At 44.5% G+C, this 20,958-nt stretch carries 20 protein-coding genes; 4 read left to right on the forward strand and 16 right to left on the reverse strand.

The genetic code is table 11. From position 1 onward, the window contains the following. Window positions 1–80: 80 nt before the first annotated feature. The 6 genes from rnr to ABDK00_RS11255 all read right to left on the reverse strand — a co-directional run bounded on the left by rnr (window position 81) and on the right by ABDK00_RS11255 (window position 6,465). Window positions 81–2,054, reverse strand: coding sequence for a ribonuclease R (rnr, locus tag ABDK00_RS11230; protein WP_346237310.1), 1,974 nt, complete (start codon window positions 2,052–2,054; stop codon window positions 81–83). A gap of 51 nt (window positions 2,055–2,105) precedes the next feature. Further along, window positions 2,106–3,155 (reverse strand): tetraacyldisaccharide 4'-kinase, encoded by a 1,050-nt coding sequence (gene lpxK / locus ABDK00_RS11235; RefSeq protein WP_346237309.1) that lies wholly within the window; start codon window positions 3,153–3,155, stop codon window positions 2,106–2,108. A 25-nt stretch (window positions 3,156–3,180) separates the two neighbouring features. Further along, entirely contained in the window at window positions 3,181–3,750 is a 570-nt protein-coding gene (locus tag ABDK00_RS11240; protein ID WP_346237308.1) for a 5-formyltetrahydrofolate cyclo-ligase, read from the reverse strand. Between the two features lie 60 nt (window positions 3,751–3,810). Beyond that, window positions 3,811–4,347 carry an RsmD family RNA methyltransferase gene (locus ABDK00_RS11245; RefSeq protein ID WP_346237307.1) on the reverse strand — a complete coding sequence of 179 codons (537 nt, stop codon included), beginning with the start codon at window positions 4,345–4,347 and terminating at the stop codon, window positions 3,811–3,813. Beyond that, window positions 4,323–5,144 carry a DUF3822 family protein gene (locus tag ABDK00_RS11250; RefSeq protein WP_346237306.1) on the reverse strand — a complete coding sequence of 274 codons (822 nt, stop codon included), beginning with the start codon at window positions 5,142–5,144 and terminating at the stop codon, window positions 4,323–4,325. Before ABDK00_RS11250 ends, ABDK00_RS11245 begins: the two co-directional genes overlap by 25 nt. 88 nt (window positions 5,145–5,232) lie before the next feature. Beyond that, a complete protein-coding gene (locus ABDK00_RS11255) occupies window positions 5,233–6,465 on the reverse strand; it encodes a DUF1343 domain-containing protein (RefSeq protein WP_346237305.1) in 1,233 nt (410 codons plus the stop codon). Between the two features lie 222 nt (window positions 6,466–6,687). Between ABDK00_RS11255 and ABDK00_RS11260 the strand changes: the two genes are divergently transcribed. Both ABDK00_RS11260 and ABDK00_RS11265 read left to right on the forward strand, forming a co-directional pair. Then, window positions 6,688–7,872, forward strand: coding sequence for an acetyl-CoA C-acyltransferase (locus tag ABDK00_RS11260; RefSeq protein WP_346237304.1), 1,185 nt, complete (start codon window positions 6,688–6,690; stop codon window positions 7,870–7,872). A gap of 89 nt (window positions 7,873–7,961) precedes the next feature. Continuing rightward, a complete protein-coding gene (locus ABDK00_RS11265; protein ID WP_346237303.1) occupies window positions 7,962–9,296 on the forward strand; it encodes an MATE family efflux transporter in 1,335 nt (444 codons plus the stop codon). Window positions 9,297–9,314: 18 nt separating this feature from the next. Here ABDK00_RS11265 and ABDK00_RS11270 read toward each other — a convergent pair whose 3' ends face one another. After that, entirely contained in the window at window positions 9,315–9,914 is a 600-nt protein-coding gene (locus tag ABDK00_RS11270) for a mechanosensitive ion channel family protein (RefSeq protein WP_346237302.1), read from the reverse strand. 99 nt (window positions 9,915–10,013) lie between these two features. Then, window positions 10,014–10,346 (reverse strand): cupin domain-containing protein, encoded by a 333-nt coding sequence (locus ABDK00_RS11275; protein WP_346237301.1) that lies wholly within the window; start codon window positions 10,344–10,346, stop codon window positions 10,014–10,016. A gap of 100 nt (window positions 10,347–10,446) precedes the next feature. On the opposite strand from ABDK00_RS11275, the gene htpG reads away from it, so the two are divergent. Together htpG and ABDK00_RS11285 are read left to right on the forward strand one after the other, a co-directional pair. Beyond that, window positions 10,447–12,333 carry a molecular chaperone HtpG gene (gene htpG, locus ABDK00_RS11280; protein ID WP_346237300.1) on the forward strand — a complete coding sequence of 629 codons (1,887 nt, stop codon included), beginning with the start codon at window positions 10,447–10,449 and terminating at the stop codon, window positions 12,331–12,333. 313 nt (window positions 12,334–12,646) lie between these two features. After that, window positions 12,647–13,162 carry an SRPBCC family protein gene (locus tag ABDK00_RS11285; protein WP_346237299.1) on the forward strand — a complete coding sequence of 172 codons (516 nt, stop codon included), beginning with the start codon at window positions 12,647–12,649 and terminating at the stop codon, window positions 13,160–13,162. Between the two features lie 81 nt (window positions 13,163–13,243). On the opposite strand, the gene ABDK00_RS11290 is transcribed toward ABDK00_RS11285, so the two are convergent. The 8 genes from ABDK00_RS11290 to ABDK00_RS11325 all read right to left on the reverse strand — a co-directional run bounded on the left by ABDK00_RS11290 (window position 13,244) and on the right by ABDK00_RS11325 (window position 20,928). After that, window positions 13,244–15,076 (reverse strand): M1 family metallopeptidase, encoded by a 1,833-nt coding sequence (locus tag ABDK00_RS11290; RefSeq protein ID WP_346237298.1) that lies wholly within the window; start codon window positions 15,074–15,076, stop codon window positions 13,244–13,246. 90 nt (window positions 15,077–15,166) lie between these two features. Then, window positions 15,167–15,832 (reverse strand): 16S rRNA (cytidine(1402)-2'-O)-methyltransferase, encoded by a 666-nt coding sequence (gene rsmI, locus ABDK00_RS11295; RefSeq protein WP_346237297.1) that lies wholly within the window; start codon window positions 15,830–15,832, stop codon window positions 15,167–15,169. Between the two features lie 153 nt (window positions 15,833–15,985). Continuing rightward, on the reverse strand, window positions 15,986–16,234 hold the full coding sequence (gene purS, locus ABDK00_RS11300) for a phosphoribosylformylglycinamidine synthase subunit PurS (protein WP_346237296.1): 249 nt from the start codon (window positions 16,232–16,234) through the stop codon (window positions 15,986–15,988). Between the two features lie 6 nt (window positions 16,235–16,240). Beyond that, window positions 16,241–16,987: a CDP-alcohol phosphatidyltransferase family protein gene (locus ABDK00_RS11305; RefSeq protein ID WP_346237295.1), complete on the reverse strand. Its 747-nt coding sequence runs from the start codon at window positions 16,985–16,987 to the stop codon at window positions 16,241–16,243. A gap of 220 nt (window positions 16,988–17,207) precedes the next feature. Further along, window positions 17,208–18,500 (reverse strand): aminopeptidase P family protein, encoded by a 1,293-nt coding sequence (locus ABDK00_RS11310; protein ID WP_346237294.1) that lies wholly within the window; start codon window positions 18,498–18,500, stop codon window positions 17,208–17,210. 121 nt (window positions 18,501–18,621) lie between these two features. Further along, on the reverse strand, window positions 18,622–19,509 hold the full coding sequence (locus ABDK00_RS11315; protein WP_346237293.1) for a hypothetical protein: 888 nt from the start codon (window positions 19,507–19,509) through the stop codon (window positions 18,622–18,624). Next, the gene (locus tag ABDK00_RS11320; RefSeq protein WP_346237292.1) at window positions 19,509–20,279 is read right to left on the reverse strand and encodes a hypothetical protein; all 771 of its coding nucleotides are present in this window, start codon (window positions 20,277–20,279) and stop codon (window positions 19,509–19,511) included. The genes ABDK00_RS11315 and ABDK00_RS11320 overlap by 1 nt, the downstream gene beginning before the upstream one ends. A 127-nt stretch (window positions 20,280–20,406) precedes the next feature. Then, window positions 20,407–20,928: a hypothetical protein gene (locus ABDK00_RS11325; protein WP_346237291.1), complete on the reverse strand. Its 522-nt coding sequence runs from the start codon at window positions 20,926–20,928 to the stop codon at window positions 20,407–20,409. Between the last annotated feature and the right edge of the window lie 30 nt (window positions 20,929–20,958).

Genomic DNA, 20,958 nt, shown 5'->3' on the forward strand with positions numbered 1-20,958 from the left:
TAAAGTTTAAATTGTTTAAAAACCTATAACAATCAGACTTTCTGAATCTGGACAAAAACTCACTTGTTTTTTTAAAAATTTTATTCTTTCACCCATTCATAGTCGAGCTGCCTCTTTTCCAGGTTAGCCGCCACTACCCTGATACGCACTTTATCCCCCATGGTAAATTTCTTGCCGGTGCGCTGGCCCACGAGGGCATAGTCGCTTTCAGAATGTTTGAAACTATCATGCTCAGCAAGGCTTGTAATAGCAACAAGGCCCTCGCAGAGATGATCAACCGTTTCGGCCCAGAAGCCAAATTTGGAAACACCGCTTACGATGGCATCAAACTCTTCTCCCACATAACGGCTCATAAATTGAACCTGTTTGTATTTATTGGCCGAGCGCTCGCTGTCCATCGCGGCGCGTTCCCGCTCACTGCAATGCTTACATTTTTCTTCCATTCGCTTATCCACTTTTACACCGTCCTCCAAAATGTCTTGCAAGATGCGGTGCACCATCACATCGGGATACCGCCGGATGGGCGAGGTGAAGTGGCAATAATACTCAAAACCAAGGCCATAGTGGCCCACATTGCTTTCCGTATATTTGGCTTTCGCCATGGTGCGGATACCCAGCTGTTGCAGCACCGCTTCTTCTGGCCTCCCTTTCACATCTTTCAACAACTTGTTAAAAGAAGCAGCAATTGCTTCTGCGCTGGATATGTCAAACTTATATCCAAATTTATTGGCGAAAGCAATAAAAGGCTTTAGCTTTTCTTCATCGGGCGTATCGTGGATCCGATAAGGAAAGGGAATCGATTTGTTATTGACTTTTACCTTCGACACATGTCGCGCTACATAGCGGTTCGCCAACAGCATCAACTCTTCAATCAATTGATGCGCTTCTTTGCTTTCTTTCAATACAATACCAATGGGATTTCCTTTTTCATCAAGTTTAAAGCGGACCTCAGTCGAATTAAAATTGATGGCACCTTCGTCAAACCTGTATTTACGCAGTGTTTGAGAGATTTCATTGACCGTTTTAATTACATCCGCATGATCGCCTTCGCCGGTTTCAATAATCTCTTGCGCTTCTTCGTAGGTGTATCTCCGGTTGGAATGAATAACTGTTTTCCCCAGCCAATACTGTTTTACTTCCGCCTTATCAGTAATCTGAAAAATAGCTGAGAACGCGAGTTTATCTTCATTGGGCCGAAGCGAGCATAAAACATTCGAAATATGTTCGGGCAACATCGGATTTACCCGGTCTGGCAAATACACGGAAGTTGCTTTTTGATAAGCTTCGTCATCCAGCGCATTGCCGGGCGTTACGTAGTGGCTTACATCGGCGATATGAACGCCAATCTCATGATTGCCGTTTTTCAATTTCCGATAAGAAATAGCATCATCAAAATCTTTAGCGTCGGCGGGGTCGATTGTAAAAGTGAGCACACTCCTCACATCTTTGCGGTGGCTTAAATTTTCTTTTGTGATTGTTTCGGGTATACGCGCGGCAATCTCCAGCGCCTCGTCGGAGAACCCTAAAGCAAAGCCGTTTTCGAGCATAATGCTTTTCATGGCTTCATCGGCGGCATCGTCGCCGCTCATTACTGAGACAATGGTTGCGGAAGGCTTTTTCCCCTCACCACCCCAATCCAAAATCCGCGCTACTACGGATGCCCCGTTTTCGGCTCCGTTGAGATTTTCTTCAGCCACATATAAATCAGGTATATTCTTTTCCTTTTCTCCCAAAATAAACGCAAAACCTTTGTTCATCTGCACTTTCCCGATAAACTCAGTTCGCTTCCTTTGCACCACTTCGGTAATTTTCCCTTTCGGCCTGCCCTCATATCCGCTGGTGAGCTTAACACGAACCGTGTCGCCGTCCATTGCGTTTTTCAACCCGTCAGGCGCAATCATCACATCTTCTTCGAGGCCTTCCACAATTACAAATCCGCGGCCGGAGCGGGTCACGTCCAGACGGCCTTTTAAGGTCTGCTCTGTCGATCGCTTTTCACGCTTACCGCGCTTTTGCTCTTTTGTTTTCTTTTTGGGTTTATTGCTTTTGCTCATATTTATCTTTTAAACTATAAAAGTCCAGATATCGGTATAATGTGTAATTTACTATATATCAACATTCCTGCCACCTTGTTGAGGCGCATTTATTAAATTAAGAAGTTCCCGGTCAAATTGGTCGGCTTCGCTAAACAAAATCTGGTGCGCTACGGGAATAACAAAAATGGAAAATGCCGCAAGTTGGGGCCATTGACGCAAACGCATCGCGTCCTTTTCGGTGGTCAACATTATTTTATCAGCGAAAGCGCATTGTGCAAACCTATTTATTATTCGCTCGATATCCGCGCCTGAAAACTCATGGTGATCGGGAAAAGATAAGTGATCCAGCTTTACATGGCGCTGCTCTAAATATTCTACCAGCGTTGCGGGATTAGCGATGCCGGTGATCAATATACCGTCCTTCATGTCCTGAACGGGCATCACAACGCCACTGAACAAATGATAGGGCGCTCCATAACTAAAACTCGCAAAAAACAAATGTTGATGCGGTAGCGGTTGGATCAGCCGTTCTATGCTTTCTTTTTCTGAAAGGGAAAGTTGAGCCGGGCATTTTGTGACCACGATCGACTGCGCCCGTTGGTAGCTGGATTTAAGATCGCGCAGCGAGCCGGCCGGTAGATACCAGTCATTCACAAAAAGATCGTTGTAAGCTGTAAGCAGCAAATTGTACGAGGCCTTAACCGCACGGTGTTGAAATGCATCGTCTAATATAATTAAATCTGTTTCGGGCCGTTGCGCCATCAATGCTTCGATTGCCGCTGCTCTTTTTTCTGCTACCACCACGGTCAGCGCCGGGAACTTTTTATGAAACTGCAGCGGCTCGTCGCCAATATCGGCGGCAGTCGCCATTTCGTCGGCCCATACCAAGCCCTGTGTTTTTCTGCCATAGCCCCTGCTTACCACCGCCAATTTTGTTGAGGGCAAAAGCCGCGAAACAATATGCTCCACCATGGGTGTTTTGCCCGTGCCGCCGACGGACAGGTTGCCCACACAAATCGTGGGAATGCCGGGCGTATAAGTACGGCGCCATTTTAAATCGTACAGTTTGTGAAAGATCCAAATTCCGAATCGATAAAGCCAAGAAAATGGCAGTAGCAAAATATATTTTCGTTTTATAATCCTGCTAAAATTCATACGTTCGGTGTGGCGTAACACAATAATTTAAAGGTACATCAAACGGATTACGATCCTCAATCTCATCAAGCGCTTCATAATAACTTAATCCTATTTTAATGCAATCGGGCCGCACGTCAGACAGAAATTTGTCATAAAATCCTTTTCCATAGCCCACCCGATAGCCCTGTTCATCGAAGCACAATAAGGGCAGCACAACCAGGTCAATTTGTTCAGGAGGCAGGATCTCCGCGCCATCCATACGAGGCTCCGGCGTTCCAAACCTGTTTAAAATAAAAGGGGTGTCGGCTGTTGACAGCACCGCCTGCATCGTAAAAGTTTCAAAATCGCAAACAGGATAAGCTATTTGCAAAGAAGGGTGGCGAAAGTGAAGATAATCGGCAATTGGATCGGTGTTTACTTCGGCTTCCATCGCCGCGTAGGTAAATAAGGTATGGATGTCAGGGACAGGTAGGGTTTGAAACTGTATTAAAATCAAATCGTCCCAGCGTGAACGCTCCTGCGCTGTCGCGGCGCGACGCTTTTCATTAAATATTTTTCTCGCTGCGGATTTGAGCATCGTTTAAGTAGCATTACTTTTCAGTCATTTTCAAATAATCAGGCCTACATAAGGCCGACGTCAACTCGTAAACACCGAAAAAATAGTTGTGCCATAATTTTTTTCGAAACTGTATTTATCAAATGTTTTGTAATCGTTTCGGGGCGTATGTTCCAAAACAAAAAACCCACCTGGCGCTATAAGCCCCTGGCGAACAATGATTCGAGGCAATTCGTCAATTTCAGTTAATGCGTAGGGCGGACCGGCAAAAATAAAATCGTAGGTCTGCGCATGGCCATTTAAAAACTTAAAAACATCCATCTTTATCAGGCGCAGATTGTCGATATGAAGCGCCGCTGCCGTTTTTTTGATAAAATCGGACATTTGATGATCCTTTTCGATGATCGTAAGATCGGCTGCTCCGCGACTGGCTAATTCGTAGCTAATGCTGCCTGTCCCTCCAAAGAGATCTAATGTTTTGATGCCTTCAAAATCAATCCTGTTTTGAATAGTATTAAACAAACCCTCTTTCGCCACGTCGGTAGTAGGCCGCGTATAAGGCATTTTGGAAGGAGGATTGATCTTACGCCCTCCTAAACTTCCTGAAATGATTCGCATAAAACTAATTCATTTAAGGCTGTGAAATAATGTGACGGAACTTCTGAATTGTCATCCAACCAATCCGCTGCTTTGAAAGAAGTATTTAAAAAATAATCATAAACTTCGCGATACAACTTCGAGCTTGCATCAACGAGGCCCGATATTTCCACCGAAACGGATTCCTGCTTTAATCCGAAGACTTCACAAATTTTCAGCAAATAAAAAACTGCGTCGGTTGAAGTGCTGTAACGAAAGGTTTTAGCCAGGAGGAGATTTTCATTTTTAAAAACGGCAACGGTAAAAACATTATCTGAAAAATCAACACGAATCAACCCGTTTTCGCCCGCAGTTGCCGCCGCTGCAATCTGAATCGTATGTGTATGATAATAGGAAGAAGAGGGAAAATGGTGAACGATCCAGGTCAGAATATCGGGTGGCACCGTATACCTATTCGAAGCATCGTGGCCGGGCACAGGCTCGGTGATAACATGATCCTGTTGGTCGGCATTTTCCAAATACATCAAAGGCGCTGTTTCACTTACATGAAGCGAGGCAGGCAACAAAGAGCTAAACCCGAAATCGAGGGCGGTGGTGATACTTTGAAAATGCCCGTTGAGCACGGCATTCTCATTAAAAATACTATCGAGATGGCGCAGCGACAAAGCGCTAAACCGATAACGCTTTAATTGTAATAAACGCCTTTTTTCAGCATCACAAATGCAAAAGCTAAAAAAATAACGCCCCACCTGCATAGCCAGATGGCTTTCTGTGGGCATGATGGTCTCTTCATTAGAGATATGGAACTGTTCCTGCAAAATAATTTCAAAATTTGGTATGAAGGCAAATATCTGACTTTCAGAATAAAACCCGGTCGAATTTAACTTGATCGTTGAATAATGCTACTCAACTTTTATCAGGATATAACAAATATTTCTTCCGCATTTTTTTGTAGTCACTCAAGCCCGGCTCCCATGAAGCGCGAATTTCTGCTTCAGAAGCGCCATTTATAATTTGTTTACGGAATATTCCATTACCTATCTGAATTTCAATATTATTCATTTGGTTACTCAGCTTTGAATTAAAAAATTTTTCCTTGTACGGATGCGCTTTATACAGCTCCATAATCCATTTTATATTAATCTTTCCGCTGTTGCGAAGCGCCTCCGCATCGTATTTTCTAAGATCAATACCATAACAAACCTGGTTCATAAAAATAGGCGTTTCAGCCATGCCTTTGATGGATTTGGGCGTGAAAGAAAAAGCATACTTCCCTTTCAGCTCGGGACTGCCCAATATGGTAAACGGGAACATCGTACCTCTTCCATGATTCACGTACACCGCCTCAAACATACAAGTGGAGGGGTACAACAATATAGATTGTTGTGTGTTTAAATTCGGCGATGGTTTTACCGGCAACGTATAAGGCATATCGTGGGAGTAGTTGGCCACTTTAACAATCTTTAGTTTGCATTTTACCTTATTGGTAAGCCAGCCTTCGCCATTGGCCATTTGCGCAAATTCAGCTACAGTTAGCCCATGCGACATGGGTATAGGAAACATACCAATACCAGACTTATACTTCATATCCAGCACAGCGCCGTCAATCACATTCGCGTTGGGATTAGGCCGGTCTAATATGAGCATTTCTTTGCCGTTTTCAGCGCAGGCTTCCATCAAACGTGATAAAGCGTTGATGTTTGTATAAAAACGAACGCCCACATCCTGCAGGTCATAAATCAACACATCCACATTGGCCATGTCTTGTTTGCTGGGTTTATTTTTACCGCCATATAAAGAAATAATCGGGATGCCGGTCGCCGCGTCTTTTTCATCTTTCACTTCTACGCCGGCGCTCGCATTGCCCCGGAAACCATGTTCAGGGCCAAAAACTTTTACTATATTAATGCCCAGGGATTGGAGGCTATCTACCAAATGCTTTTTTCCGATAATAGTTGTGGGATTAGCCATAATCGCCACACGCTTTCCCTTTAGATAATCTACATACAATTCGGTTTGATCGGCGCCGGTAATAATTTGCGATGTTTCGGGCAAAGGGCGCTTATCCTTAAACGCGAACAAAAGAAAGGGTATCAGGGCTATTGTCATCGCCGGCAATATCAATTTTACTTGCTTCATATCTTCAAATATACAAAGCCTGCTGCATTAGCTCAGAGCAGCCGGCAAGTTTATTCGCGCAGAACGCCGATTATCCCCATTTAACATCAAAAAGCTTGCAATAAGTAAATTATCTTTGCGTAACTTATGAGCATTAAAATGTAATACTAACGATAAGAGCGCCTGTCCTTAGCACGGGCCTCGAAGGAGCAGCACATTACTGAATACCCTAAAAAGCGACGTATGCATACAAAAGAAGTTTATATAGCCTCGGCATTGAGAACCCCTATTGGAAGTTTTGGCGGATTATTGAAAGATATGCCGGCAACGCGGCTGGGCGCCGTTGCTATAAAGGCCGCTGTGGAAAAAGCAGGCATTGCACCGCAGCAGGTAGATGAGGTATTGATGGGCTGCGTATTGCAAGCCAACCTGGGCCAGGCGCCTGCCCGTCAGGCGGCCCGGTTTGCAGGTTTGCCAGACGAAGTGAGCTGCACGACTGTTAACAAGGTTTGCGCGAGCGGCATGAAAGCGGTGATGCAGGCGGCGCAAAGTATCATGCTTGATGATGCGGAGCTTATTGTAGCCGGAGGAATGGAAAGCATGAGCAACGTTCCTTTTTATGTTGATAGCCTTCGATGGGGCAAAAAATATGGTGATACGAATCTTATTGATGGCCTCTCCAAAGATGGGCTAACGGACGCCTATGATACAAATGCTATGGGTATCGCTGCTGAATTATGCGCGTCGACTTGTGGGATCAGCCGTGAAGAGCAGGATGCTTTCGCCGTTGAAAGTTACAAACGCAGCCAGCAAGCCTGGGAAACAGGAAAATTTGCGCAGGAAATCACACCGGTAAATATTCCGCAAAAAAAGGGAGACCTTATTGTTTTTGATAAAGACCAGGAACCGTTCAATGTAAAATTTGATAAGATACCAACGCTCAAACCCGCTTTTCAAAAAGACGGAACCGTGACGGCAGCCAATGCCAGCACTATGAATGACGGCGCTGCTGCCCTGGTGCTCATGAGCAGGGAAAAAATGGACGCGCTCCAGGTAAAACCCCTGGCAAAAATCGTCGCCTACGCGGATGCCGAGCAAGCTCCCGAATGGTTTACCACCACCCCATCGCTGGCTGTTCCAAAGGCTCTACGAAAAGCGGGCCTCCAAGTCAACGATATTGACTTTTGGGAGCTGAATGAGGCATTTAGCGTGGTAGGCATCGAAAACACCCATCGGCTCGGCCTGGATCCCACCAAAGTAAATATTAATGGAGGCGCGGTATCGCTGGGGCACCCTTTGGGCGCAAGCGGCGCGCGGATCCTCGTCACTTTAACCCATATCCTGCATCAGCAGGCAGCCCGATATGGTGTGGCAGCCATCTGTAACGGCGGCGGTGGCGCAAGCGCGATGGTGATTGAACGCATCTAAAACTGCTTAACAAAATCCTTTTTATTTTGTTACATTTTTCCGGCAGCTGAAACGCGACAGCTACGCCTGATTTTAAGTTAAACTGAAACATGTACGGTTATAAAACGGAAGCCCGGAATACACTCAAACTGGCGCTTCCCATTATTTTTGGTGAGCTCGCACAAATGAGTCTTCATTTGATTGACACGGCAATGATCGGCTATACGGGCTATAAACAGCTTGCAGCGGCCGCATTGGTGCTCAATGTTATTAATATCCCTTTCATTTTCGGAATTGGGGTCACCATTTCGGTAGCCCAGATGGTTTCGTTAGCCCACGGTAAATTCGACAAACAATTGGTGTCGCATTATTTTTATAATGGCTTTTGGCTATGCACCGCCTTTGCGATCTTCATTTCGTTAGGTTTGTTTTTTGGCCGTGATATTTTATGGCACCTGAAACAAGATCCGGAGGTTGTGGAACTCGCCATGCCTTTCATGTCGCTGATGAGTATTTCCATAATACCGATGGTACTTTTCATGACGCTCAAACAATTTGCCGACGGCCTTCAATATACCCGCACGGCGATGACTTTGTCGATTGTTGCGATACCGCTGAATGTGTTTCTAAACTGGCTATTGATCTATGGAAACTGGGGGTTTCCGCGCCTGGAGCTGATTGGCGCCGGATATGCCACCATCATCACGCGAACGCTGATTTTTGTCGCACTTGGCGTGGTCATTCTCAACCATAAAATCTTTAAAAAATATATCTCCGTTTCCCGAACACAATGGAAACTCAGAAAAGCAACTTTAACGCAACTCTTAAAAATTGGTATTCCCAGTAGTTTGCAAATTGGGATGGAAGCCGGGGCTTTTGCCGTGTCGGGTATTTTGGTGGGCACTATTGGCGCCGCCGAGCAGGCTGCGCATCAAATTGCTCTAAGCTGTGCGGCCTTTGCTTTCATGGTGTCGCTGGGCTTATCGCAGGCTGGCTCCATCCGTGTAAGCCATGCTTTTGGAAGCAGTAACTGGAAGCGGATTTCTATGATCGGGAAGAGCACGATCCTTTTGGCTGTTATTTATGGCAGCGTCTGTTTTATCCTGTTTATCCTTTTTCGAAATCAGTTGCCGCTCTTGTTTAATCACGAAGAAAAAGTTATCAGCATAGCTGCGGGATTATTGCTCTTAGCGGCGGCCTTTCAGATTCCCGATGCCATACAGGCCACGAGCGCGGGGCTTTTACGCGGTATTAAAGATGTCAACATCCCAACTATTTTTATTTTTATCGCCTATTGGGTATTGGGTATCCCGCTGGGCTATGTGATGGCCTTTTATTTTGGTATGGAAGAACGGGGCGTTTGGATGGGATTTATCAGCGGCTTAAGCTTTTCTGCCATTTTTTTGACCTTAAGATTTCTCAAAAAAATAAAGCAAAAAGGATAGCAACAGCTGCTGCCGACTTTATTTATCAACTATAATTTTATGTGGATTTGGGTTCTCAATTCCGTGTTGGTCCCAGCCTTTCTTTATTAGCTCCTGGACACCGAATAAAACCTCCCAATAATGAGGCTGCGTGGTATAGCATCTCACGGCTAAAACAATCAGGTCGTCGCCCACTTCCACCACCCTAATTTCTGGGGTAGATTTTTGGATCACTTTCGGATGCAGGCCGATTGCATCCAGGGCTATTCTGCGGGCCTTTTCAACATCCATGCTAAAAGCAATGTACATATTTACATCAACCCTGACTTCATGATGTATAAAAGCATTGTCGGCGGGCGGAAAAGGCCTGTCTTCGGAAAAACGACTTTTACCGGTAAAATGAGCCGCGCTTCCTTTTACCGGGCATGGAATTAATATCCGCGACACGGCGCTTTGACCTTTAAATATATCCCGCAGCTTGAAAATTCTGTTGAGCCAAATACAACGTCTTTTAATAATCCTATAGCCGACCACATAAATGAGAATAGCAATGATCAACTCCGGCGCAAACTCAAAAAAAACTTCTTTCCCCTCGTTAAACCAATAAGTAAACAATTGTTTCGACTCCAATAACACCATGCGATCAGCTTTTTTTCAAAAGTAAAAAGCTGATGCCTAATGATTTGCGGGTTTTCGACGAACTACTAAAGTTCCAACATCAATCCCGCCATTTATTCGTTAAACCAAAAAGTCGGAACGAACGGGTGTGAACGAATCAATGAGCACGCCTTTCTCCAAACATACACAGCCATGCGCTACATCGGGCGGCACAAAATAGCCATCGCCCTGTTTCAACACTTTGACTTGATCACCGATCGTCAACTCAAACTGGCCGCTTTCGACATAACTCGCCTGCACATGTGGATGTTGGTGCACAGCCCCAATCGCTCCTTTTTCAAATTTCACCCTCACCATCATCAGTTGGCCATTATATCCAAAAAGCTGGCGCGCTACGCCATTACCCAGATCTTGCCAGGGAATATCCTTCGATGTTTGAAAAAACTCATTCATTCGACTAAATTAAATGAAATAATTGCATTAGCTCTGACATATTGACCTTTTCAGCACGGCGGTACTAAATTTGATAAAAATTGAAAAAAATTTATACAATATGGTTCAGGAAAAAGGTACGATATCCATTCACACAGAGAATATCTTTCCCATCATTAAAAAATTTTTATACAGCGATCACGAAATTTTTCTTCGGGAATTGGTTTCGAACGCTGTAGATGCCATTCAAAAAGCAAAAAGATTGGTGTCATTGGGCCAGTTTAAAGGCGAATTGGGCGAGCCGCTTGTGCAGGTAAAACTGGATAAAGAGGCAAAGACCATTACCATTTCAGATAATGGTATAGGAATGACGGCCGAAGAAATAAAAAAATATATCAACCAGGTAGCCTTCTCTGGCGCCAGCGAGTTTTTAGAGAAATTTAAAGAAGCCAAAGATGCCAATGAAATTATCGGCCAGTTTGGTTTAGGATTCTATTCGGCATTCATGGTAGCCGATAAAGTAGAAATTCAAACCCTGAGCTACCAGGAAGGGGCCGAGCCGGCACGCTGGGTTTGCGACGGAAGCACCACTTTTGAATTAAGCGAAGGAAACCGCACCGAGCGCGGCACCGATATCATTCTTTACATTAATGAAGAAAACAAGGATTTTCTCGAAGATTACAAATTGCAGTCAATCCTCGACAAATATGCTAAGTTTCTTCCCGTTTCCGTTCAATTTGGTACAAAAAAAGAAAGCGAGCCCGATGGAGAAGACGAGGAGGGCAAACCAAAATATAAAGAAGTTGAAGTTCCGAACATCATCAACACCGTGAAACCGATATGGACCAAATCCCCATCGGAACTGAAAGACGAAGATTATTTAAGTTTTTATAAAGAACTGTATCCGTTCAGCGAAGATCCTTTATTCTGGATCCATTTAAATGTCGATTATCCGTTTAACCTGACAGGTGTGTTGTATTTCCCGAAAATTAAAAATGATGTGGAAATTCAGCGCAACAAAATCAAGTTATTCAGCCGCCAGGTATTTATCACCGATGATGTAAAAGATATTGTGCCCGAATTCCTGATGTTGTTACACGGCGTGATTGATTCGCCTGACATTCCGCTCAACGTGTCGCGATCGTTTTTACAAGCCGATGGCAATGTGAAAAAGATTAACGCTCACATTACTAAAAAAGTAGCCGACAAATTAGCCGAATTATTTAAATCGGATCGAAAAAGCTACGAAGAAAAATGGAATGACATTGGTGTGTTTGTGAAGTACGGGATTATCAGCGAACCAAAATTTGCAGAACGCGCTAAAGATTTTGTGTTGCTGGGCAATGTCAGCAAAACATTTTCGACCCTGGCGGAGTATCGCGAAAAGGTGGAGGCTATGCAAACAGATAAAGACGGCAATGTAATTTACCTGTATTCCAATAATGCAGATAAACAACATGGTTATATAAGCGCCGCCGAGAAAAAAGGCTACGACGTGCTCTTATTAGACGGCCCGCTGGACAATCACTTTGTGAGCCACCTTGAAAGAGATTTGGAGAAAACGCAAATCAAAAGGGTCGATGCAGATGTTATCGACAAACTTATCGATAAAGATGAAAAGATCGACAGCAGTTTGAGCGAGGAACAAAGCAAGCAGCTGGAAACCGTTTTCAAAGAAGCTATCACCAACCCGGGAATGGAAGTGAGCGTAGAAAATCTCTCAGCCGACGCCATGCCTGTGACCGTTACGATGGATGAGTTTATGCGCCGGATGAAAGACATGGCGGCAATGGGCGGCGGCATGAATTTTTATGGTTCCATGCCTGATAAATATAAAGTAGCCGTTAATGCGAACCATCCGCTGGCGACGAAAATACTTTCGGAAACCAATAGCGATGCGCAAAAAGCTTTGGCACAACAGGCTTTTGACTTAGCGCTGCTGGCACAGGGTATGCTGACGGGTGCCGCATTAACTTCATTTGTAGAAAGAAGCGTGAAAATGATTTAGTAAGTTTATTCAAAATACAATCGAAAACGCCGGGCGGTTGTCCGGCGTTTTTTATTAATATTTTCTTTCGACAAATTTATTGAATGTGACTTAATATCTTATCATATGTAATACGAAACTGATATTAAAACACAGAAGAATTCAACTTTCTTAACCCTTAATAATGCTAATTAGATTTATCTGATAAAATATCCATTTGAGTAAGCCTTTCCTTCCCCAAAAAATTACATGGAAATAAAAAATGGATCAGCTAACTTTAATCTGTGCTTCGCACTAACTGATTAAAACTTAACTGTTCACCAAACAACTCAACATGAAAATCTTAAAAAGAATTTTTTTTGCTATCCTTATTTTCGTTGCTCTTTTGCTGATTGTGGCGCTCTTTGTACCAAAAGCGTTTACCAGTGAGGCCGAAGTTGTTATTAATGAACCCAAACAGCAGGTTTTTAATTATATAAAATTTGTAAAAAATCAGGACAATTTTGGCGTTTGGCAACTTTCAGACCCCGATATGAAAACAATCGCATCGGGAGCAGACGGGTCGGTAGGTTTCAAATACAGTTGGGATGGAGAGAAAACCGGCAAAGGCTCGCAAACGATAACGCATATTGTTGACGGCGAGCGCATGGAAAGTGAACTGGATTTTGGATTTGGCGAACCGGCGAGGAGCTACTTTATCCTCAAAGAGCTGGCTCCTGAGCAAACGTCAGTGACCTGGGGCATCACCGGAAAATCGCCCTATCCCTGGAATTTAATGAACCTGTTTATGAACATGGACGATCAATTTAAGGAGGGGCTCGGCAATCTGAAAAGAATATTGGAAAGGTAAAAGGGCTTGAACATGCCTTTCCAAATGCAAAACAGGAGCACCGTTTGAGCGCTCCTGCCTTTTATTTTAGCTAACTGTTCATTAAAAAGTACGCTTATTATTTTGCGGTTCGATATCAGCCATGCGATGGGTTGGATCGATTTCGATGCGAACCAGGTCCGCTAATTTCAAGTTTGTTTCAATTGTGTAGGTCGGGCTGGTCCAATGCCAAACCGCGTGATCTATCCTGGCTTGTCCATCCGTAGGTTTGTTCCCAAACATCAGATCCAATGGAATATAATGCCATTCTGTGTTGTCGCCTTTGGTTACGATGGCCAGATCGATCGGCATAGGCATCAATCCCAGGTTTTTTAATCTGATTTTCGCTTTCCCATTTTCTTCCCAAACACTGTCAATCGCGTAGTCGATGGTTTTAGTACTGTTTACCCAAAACTCCTGATACCAGTCGAGTTGAATGCCGCTTATTTTTTCAGACAACCTGATCAAATCGTCTATAGCCGGGTGTTTGAATTTCCATTGCTGATCATAAGCAAGCAGTATTTGATCTCTCAGTTTTGCACCCACAATATAACCGAGCTGTTCCATAAATACCGCACCTTTAGAGTAGCTTGCTGCACTATACGCATAATTGGTATTGAAATGGTCGGCATGCGTGGAAAGCGGTTCTTCATAGCCACTCCGTGCCAGGTTGATGTAAGACTTATAATTACCAGCCTGGGCAAGTTCCTCGCTTTCTCCCGCCAACCATGCTTTGGTTCGGTCTTCGGCATAAGAAGTGAAGCCTTCATCCATCCACGGAAATTTGCTTTCGTTGGTCGCAATCACGCCCTGATACCAGCTATGGAACCATTCGTGCAGCCAGGCGCCCGGGCTAGCCAACAGCGTCGCCATTGGATATTCCATGCCTCCATCACCCCCGGTGATAAACGAATATTGTTTATAAGGATAGGCTCCAAAGGTTTTTTTCATAAAGGGATAGGCTTTTTGCGCCAGCGTTAGAATCTGCTCCCATTCTTCAGGACCCTTTCCTGCAGGTTTACAAAGAAGGCGCAATGTTATACCGTCTGAAATTTTTAGCGACTTGTGTATAAAGTGGGGATCGGCCGCCCACATAAAATCATGCACACTGTCGGCCACAAATTTCCAGGTCAACTTATCTGTCGACGGGCGCTGCACTTTTGCTCCTGCTGTTTCGTAGCCATAACCAATCTGGTTCGCATTTTTTAAATATCCGGTCCCTCCCAAAATATAGCTTTTATCGATAGTGATATTTACCTGAAACTGTCCGAACGGACCGTAAAACTCGCGGCCTACATAAGGCGTCGGATGCCACCCTTCTCTATCATAAGCGCAAATACGCGGATACCACTGGCTCATAGAATAACGGACTTCTGTCGTTGGGTTATCTCTTCCGCTGCGCCTGATTTGCAGGGGAACCTGCGCATTAAAATCCATATCGAAAGTTACCTTCCGGCCTGGTAAAATCGGTTGGCTTAAATGCACCATCAAAATGGTTTCCAGCACTTCAAATTTTTGGGCAACGCCGTTCATCTTTATCGATGCTACTTTTTGGTAGCCGATTTCCTCCGGCGATAAATGTTGAATGCGATCCTTAACGCGCGCATCCCAGTCAGGCCGGCCCCCAATGCGGATAGTTCCCTGGCGGCGGCTTCTGTTATCCATCATGCTTCCCGGCTGAAATGCATTCCAGAACAAATGGTAAAAAACCTGTTTGAGTGTATCGGGAGAATTGTTCCAATACTCCAGCTGCTGCTTTCCTGAAAAGCGATTGGTTTGAACATCCATATCAATGTCCATCACATATTTTACCCGCTGCTGCCAATAGCCTTTTTGCGAAAAAGAGGAAATAGAAAACAAAGCTGCGGCGCAAACCGCAATCATTCTTTTAATCATAGTGGTAACCTTAAACTTCAAGTGATAGCTACAAATATAAGCAGTTGTTATATTTGTTTACGGGGAAATGGGCGACGGCAGCGCAGGGCGTCATGCTGAGCCGGCAACAACGATGACGATTTCTCCCCTCACCTTTTTTTGCTCATAGTAGGATGCAACTTCCTGCAACGTACCTCTTTTATTTTCTTCGAACATTTTTGTGAGCTCGCGGCTTACACAGCAGCGCCTTTCGGCCCCGAAGTATTGGGATAAGTCGTTTAGCGTTTTTACCAGCCGCATCGGTGATTCATAAAAGATCATCGTGCGCCGCTCATTTTTTAAATTTTCGAGCGTAGTGTGGCGTCCTTTCTTTTGAGGAAGAAACCCTTCAAAACAAAAACTGTTGGTGGGCAAGCCGCTGTTGACCAGGGCGGGCACAAAAGCCGTAGCGCCCGGCAGGCTTTGTACTTCAATATCGTTTTGAACGCAGGCGCGCACCAACAAAAAAGCCGGATCGGAAATGCCAGGTGTGCCTGCATCGGTAACCAATGCCATTTTCTTTCCAGCTGCCAATTGCTGAATCAGTTGATCGACAATTTTATGCTCGTTGTGCTGATGATAAGAGGATAGCGGTTTCGATATCTGATAATGGTTAAGTAGTTTCGAAGTCGTCCGGGTATCTTCAGCGAGAATTACATCCACGTCTTTCAGCACTTCCAGGGCCCGTAGTGTGATATCTTTTAAATTGCCAATAGGTGTTGGAACAAGATAGAGCATGGATAATGGTTGACAGTTCGCAACGCATGGCTGATACAGAAAATTCCTGTTATCGCTGGCGCTACGAGCTTAAAGTCTGTTGATCTATATTGTGCAGTACAAGAGTGCGACGCAACAAAGATGCCATATAGGCTGCTGCCAGGTCCATAAAAATTATAAAACGGTTACTTCGAAATATTCCATCACGGCGTTGGCTAATAGTTTTTTCGCAGCTTCTTCCCCGATGGCTTTAGCGGCTTCTGCGCTTTCTGCTTCTACCTGCAATGTGATATGCTTTCCTACCCGCACGTCGGTAACATTTTTCAATCCTAAATTTTCCAATCCGCCTTTTACGGCCTTACCCTGCGGGTCTAATAACTCTTTTAAAGGCATTATCACTACCTGAACTGAATATGTCGTCATAACTATTTAAACTTTATTCGGCTTAAAAATCAAAGATACGAGAACATAAGCCACAAATATTACCGGAACGGCCAACCATTTAAAAAAAATAATGGAAAGAATGGCGAACACCAGTAAGATGAACTTATCCGCATTGCTTTTAACGCTGAAATTTTTGAATTTGAAACTGATCAACGGCAGGTTGGACACCATTAAAAAAGAAATGACGCCGATGATACCATATAATATATAAGGGTTGTGGAGCCATTGCTCGACGAGGCCGGCGTGCTGATTGAGCACAAAAGGCAAAGAGGCGATGGTCAGGCCGGCCGCCGGCGTGGGCACGCCCTTAAAATAGAAATGTTGTTCTTTATCGAGGTTGAACTTTGCCAGCCGCCATACCGCGCAGCAGGGAAGCAAAATGGCGGGCAGCAGGTACCAGATATTATCTGCCGGCATGCCTGCTTCGGACAAGGCCAACTGTAAAAGCCGGTACATGATCATTCCAGGGGCCACTCCAAAGGTAACCGCGTCGGCGAGTGAGTCGAGCTGAGCGCCCATTTCGGAAGCGGCATTAAATAACCTGGCCACAAAACCATCTAAAAAGTCGACGATGGCTGCGAGGAAAATATAAACGCCGCCAATCATCAATCCCATCGAAAAAGCCGACGCGTCATTAGAAAACAGGAACCCATCATCTTTAAAAATGTAGATGATGGCTATACAGCCAAAAACCAGGTTAAGTAAAGTAAATAAATTTGGAATTTGCTTCATTGGAATTCACTGTCGTTTTTTGGATACTGGTTTATGGATACTGGATACTGGATGCTTGATGCTGGATGGTGGATGCTTAACTATGGGAAATCCGTATTCACCATTGACTATTCACTCCTCACCATTGACTATTCACCATTGACTATTCACCATTGACTATTGACTATTGACCATCAACCATGATCCATGAACCATCAACGATTCACTCCTCACCATTCCCCTATTTCACCTTCATCAGTCGCTCGATATCGTCTGCTTCGATGGGAATATTCTTCATCAAATCGATATTTCCGTTCTTGGTCAGCCAGAAATTGTTTTCGATCCGGATGCCAAAATGCTCTTCTTCAATATAAATACCAGGTTCGATCGTCAGCAACATCCCTTCTTTCAAAGGAGCACGAAAAGGACCCAGATCGTGGACGTCAACACCCAAATGATGCGAAATACCATGATACGTATATTTCCGGTAAGCGCGGTTCTGCGGATCTTCGTTTTTCACATCCCCTTTTGAAAGCAAACCGATTTTCAAATATTGCTTCGTTAATTCATCGCCTACTTTTTCATGATAATCGGCAATGGAGATGCCCGGCTTCAAAATGCCGGCCGCGTAGCGATGCACATGCAAACAGGCGTTATACACCTCTTTTTGCCTTTTAGTAAATTTCCCATTTACCGGAACGGTACGCGTCAGATCAGCATTGTAACCGCCGTATTCTGCTCCAAAGTCCATCAGGATTAAATCTCCGTCGTTACACTGATTATTATTAAAGATATAATGCAGCACCCGCGCATTATCGCCGCTGGCAATAATGCTGTTGTACCCTTCACCGGTAGCACGATTACTCAGAAAAGAATGCATAATTTCTGCTTCTATTTCGTACTCCCACACGCCGGGTTTGATAAATTGCAATAAGCGTCGGAAAGTTTTTTCTGTAATATCGATGGCCTGCTGCACGACTTCCACTTCGTATTTGGTTTTTATCGCACGCAACTCAAGCAGAATCGGCGCGGCGCGCAAATAATGATGCAACGGATACCGTTCCTGGAGATATTTAATATAACGGGTTTGCGCTGTTTCGAGCCAGGAGCCTTTACGATCGTGTTCGTTGGAATCGAGATATACATTTTCTGCCGCATGCATCCAGGCCTGAAAAAGCGCCGGCAACGCATCGAGCCATACAATGGTGGTCATACCATTTATAGCCGTAGCTTCGGCCGCGCGGAGGCGGCGTCCGTCCCATTTTTCTTTGGCTTCATTGGGGCGCGTCAACACCAGCACCTCGCGGTATTTCGGATCGGGATTATCGGGGAAGAGGATCAACATGGTTTCTTCCTGGCGAATGCCCGTCAGCCAAAACAAAGAGCTGCTGGGCTTATACTTATAAAGCGCGTCGGCATTTTGAGGCATTTCATCATTCGCGACAAAAATGGCGATTGATTTTTTCTGCATTTTTTTCACGAAACGCTCTCTATTATTGATAAACAGTTTCGGGTTAATTGGAAAGTATTTCATTCATAAAGCGGTTTAAGCCGCTAAAGGTAGGCAAAACTGTCAAATTGAAATCGCCGGTGTTTAGGCGTCCTGCAATTATGCATTTTCATAGGTGGAATCTCACTTCCCCGACAAACGATTTCTAAAAGCGGCGTGTGAGCCCCAGGTGGACCCAGCCCACTGTCACTCCCCTCCCAGGCTTTTGACGCGACCAGTTTTCGGGCAAGCCCTGCAAAACAGTAGCATGAACCACACCACCTACATCGGCGCCCAAAGAAATCAAATAGTCTTTATTAATATGGAGCATGGCGTTGCTGACGAAGCCCACGCTACCCACGGTAGCTTTATCGTTGTGCACACTCACCCAACCCGATCTGGTGAAACCCTCCTGGGCATCTTGCACGTAGTAAAGATCCCTGAATGGCTGCCGGGCCATGGAATAATAAGCGCCCACGCCCATTCTAAGTTTCCCAAAGAATTTGGAATAAATTTTAGCATCAAACTTAGCGCCGATATGCTGCCTGTTAAGTGCCGCAAAAGGCGCAACGCCCAACCCCACCAACTCATTGGCCAGCAGCCGCTCATATTTTACGAACAAACCGTGGGCTATTTGGTTGCGAACATGCCCATAACCGTAGTAACCGTTGAAATGATGCGTATTTACAAAATATCCGGCGGTCAATAAATTATCGGGCAGGCTGTGAGGATATAATTTTTTATTTTTTAAAATGGTTAACACCCGCTTAGAAGGCTCCGAAGCATCATTGCGGAAAGGTTGCGGCGGACGAGGCGGATATCTTTTATGAAACTTTTCGACAGTGCCGTTTTCAAAAACAATGCGCACCACTTTCTGCACGGCCAATTTATAATCCGGCCCTGCAATATTATCTGCTTTTTTATACAAAATATGGGCGTCCCCAATCTCGATAACTTTTGCGGCCAACACGCTGTTGTCTCTTAAATAAATTGTATCCTGTGCTGCCAGGCTATTTATGAGCAGCACTGTGATAAGGGTTAATAGTCTTCTCATTAGTTACTGGTATTTTTTATTTCGGCTATAAATTGGGGATCATTTGCGTCCGTGATATCAAACAAGGCGATGCCGCCTTTTACATAGGCAAAAAGCGTATTTTCAAAAGGGATCACATCCGTATAATTTTTTCCTTCCGTAACTACTTTAACCACTTCAGGTTGGGTGCGGTTGGTGACATCTACTACAGCCAACCCTGCTTCAGCGCAGCATACGTACAAAGTATTTTCATGAATTCCTAAGCCGTAGGGCTGGGGCAACGGCGTGGAGCCTTTTAAAACAGGGTTCAATATTTTGCCGCCGGATATATCATAGATATTAAGGATATTCTGCGTACCGCCGCAGCCCGTACTATTATTCCGCAACGTAACATAAGCATAACTGCCATCCGTAACTACCGGGTCGCAAGCTCTTATATGGCTTACCATCCCCTGCCGGCCCGGGTTTTTGGGATCACTGATATCATAAATGTACATGGCTGATGCCGCGCCTATAAAAAGCTTATCGTTGTAAGGATAAATCGTTTCCACATCAAAGCCGATAGCCACTTTATTTACCTCTTTCACATTGTTCGGATCTGCAACATTGTAAACTTTCATTTCGCTGCTATTGACAATATATAAATGGTTATTGCTAATGGCCACGCGCGCAATAGAACCGCCTTTGCCGCCGCTGCTACCGTCAGTAAAGTTGTTCCCTGAGTCGCCTTTTTCACAACTTGAAAAGAAAATACTTGTCATTAATGCGATTAATAATTGTATGTTTTTCATCTTATTTTTTTGTTTGAAGGTTGATGCGCCTACAGATTTGAGCCCGATATAATCTGAAATATGATGTTGCAGTGATAGGAATGCTGCGGGGCTTTTTGTTTGATAATTTTATACGATCAGATTCCTTTTAAAAGAAACATTTGGGATCGGTTAGCTCCACTTTTTTCCAGCCTGTAATTACTTTGCCCGGCACCTTTACCGGGCACTCGAAATAGCCGCTTTCGGGCGGAAGCGTTTGCAACCCCTGAACCGCAAAAGACGCTGGCGTGCGGCTCAACACTTTAAGGCCTTGCGTATGTAATTGCAACGCCAAAAGTTTATCGTAATTATTAGTGAAAATCGTGGATTGCTTCACCGCCACTTCGCTGCAGCCGCGAATAGATATAAAGCCGATATTTTCAGGTTGGCTTTTTTCTGAAACGTCGATTACGTGGATGCCCAACCCCTCTTCGACCTGGTAAAGCGTATCGCCCATAATGTAGATCTTCCCGCCTTTTTCAATGGCCCTGCCCTGAGGCTGGTAGGTAATATTATACAAAGCAGTTGTGTCTTCATAAATAGGCTTGTAGCCCATAACTACGTCTGACTTTTTGTAAGCAAATAAAGCGGCAATCAGGGCCGGCAAAAGAAGGGACTTTATGACTCTCATAGCTTTAGTGTTTTAAACTAAAACGCCAGG

The sequence above is a fragment of the Niabella insulisoli genome (genome assembly GCF_039652435.2).
GTDB classification, from domain to species: Bacteria; Bacteroidota; Bacteroidia; order Chitinophagales; family Chitinophagaceae; genus Niabella; species Niabella insulamsoli.

Excerpts from the sequence above, each read along its gene's own strand:
- ABDK00_RS11265 (WP_346237303.1), top strand. The coding sequence starts at position 7,962 with ATGTACGGTTATAAAACGGAAGCCCGGAATACACTCAAACTGGCGCTT.
- ABDK00_RS11260 (WP_346237304.1), top strand. The coding sequence starts at position 6,688 with ATGCATACAAAAGAAGTTTATATAGCCTCGGCATTGAGAACCCCTATT.
- ABDK00_RS11240 (WP_346237308.1), bottom strand. The coding sequence starts at position 3,750 with ATGCTCAAATCCGCAGCGAGAAAAATATTTAATGAAAAGCGTCGCGCC.
- rnr (WP_346237310.1), bottom strand. The coding sequence starts at position 2,054 with ATGAGCAAAAGCAATAAACCCAAAAAGAAAACAAAAGAGCAAAAGCGC.
- purS (WP_346237296.1), bottom strand. The coding sequence starts at position 16,234 with ATGACGACATATTCAGTTCAGGTAGTGATAATGCCTTTAAAAGAGTTA.
- ABDK00_RS11290 (WP_346237298.1), bottom strand. The coding sequence starts at position 15,076 with ATGATTAAAAGAATGATTGCGGTTTGCGCCGCAGCTTTGTTTTCTATT.
- ABDK00_RS11285 (WP_346237299.1), top strand. The coding sequence starts at position 12,647 with ATGAAAATCTTAAAAAGAATTTTTTTTGCTATCCTTATTTTCGTTGCT.
- ABDK00_RS11255 (WP_346237305.1), bottom strand. The coding sequence starts at position 6,465 with ATGAAGCAAGTAAAATTGATATTGCCGGCGATGACAATAGCCCTGATA.
- ABDK00_RS11270 (WP_346237302.1), bottom strand. The coding sequence starts at position 9,914 with ATGGTGTTATTGGAGTCGAAACAATTGTTTACTTATTGGTTTAACGAG.
- ABDK00_RS11325 (WP_346237291.1), bottom strand. The coding sequence starts at position 20,928 with ATGAGAGTCATAAAGTCCCTTCTTTTGCCGGCCCTGATTGCCGCTTTA.
- ABDK00_RS11275 (WP_346237301.1), bottom strand. The coding sequence starts at position 10,346 with ATGAATGAGTTTTTTCAAACATCGAAGGATATTCCCTGGCAAGATCTG.
- ABDK00_RS11320 (WP_346237292.1), bottom strand. The coding sequence starts at position 20,279 with ATGAAAAACATACAATTATTAATCGCATTAATGACAAGTATTTTCTTT.
- ABDK00_RS11315 (WP_346237293.1), bottom strand. The coding sequence starts at position 19,509 with ATGAGAAGACTATTAACCCTTATCACAGTGCTGCTCATAAATAGCCTG.
- ABDK00_RS11310 (WP_346237294.1), bottom strand. The coding sequence starts at position 18,500 with ATGAAATACTTTCCAATTAACCCGAAACTGTTTATCAATAATAGAGAG.
- htpG (WP_346237300.1), top strand. The coding sequence starts at position 10,447 with ATGGTTCAGGAAAAAGGTACGATATCCATTCACACAGAGAATATCTTT.
- ABDK00_RS11245 (WP_346237307.1), bottom strand. The coding sequence starts at position 4,347 with ATGCGAATCATTTCAGGAAGTTTAGGAGGGCGTAAGATCAATCCTCCT.
- ABDK00_RS11305 (WP_346237295.1), bottom strand. The coding sequence starts at position 16,987 with ATGAAGCAAATTCCAAATTTATTTACTTTACTTAACCTGGTTTTTGGC.
- rsmI (WP_346237297.1), bottom strand. The coding sequence starts at position 15,832 with ATGCTCTATCTTGTTCCAACACCTATTGGCAATTTAAAAGATATCACA.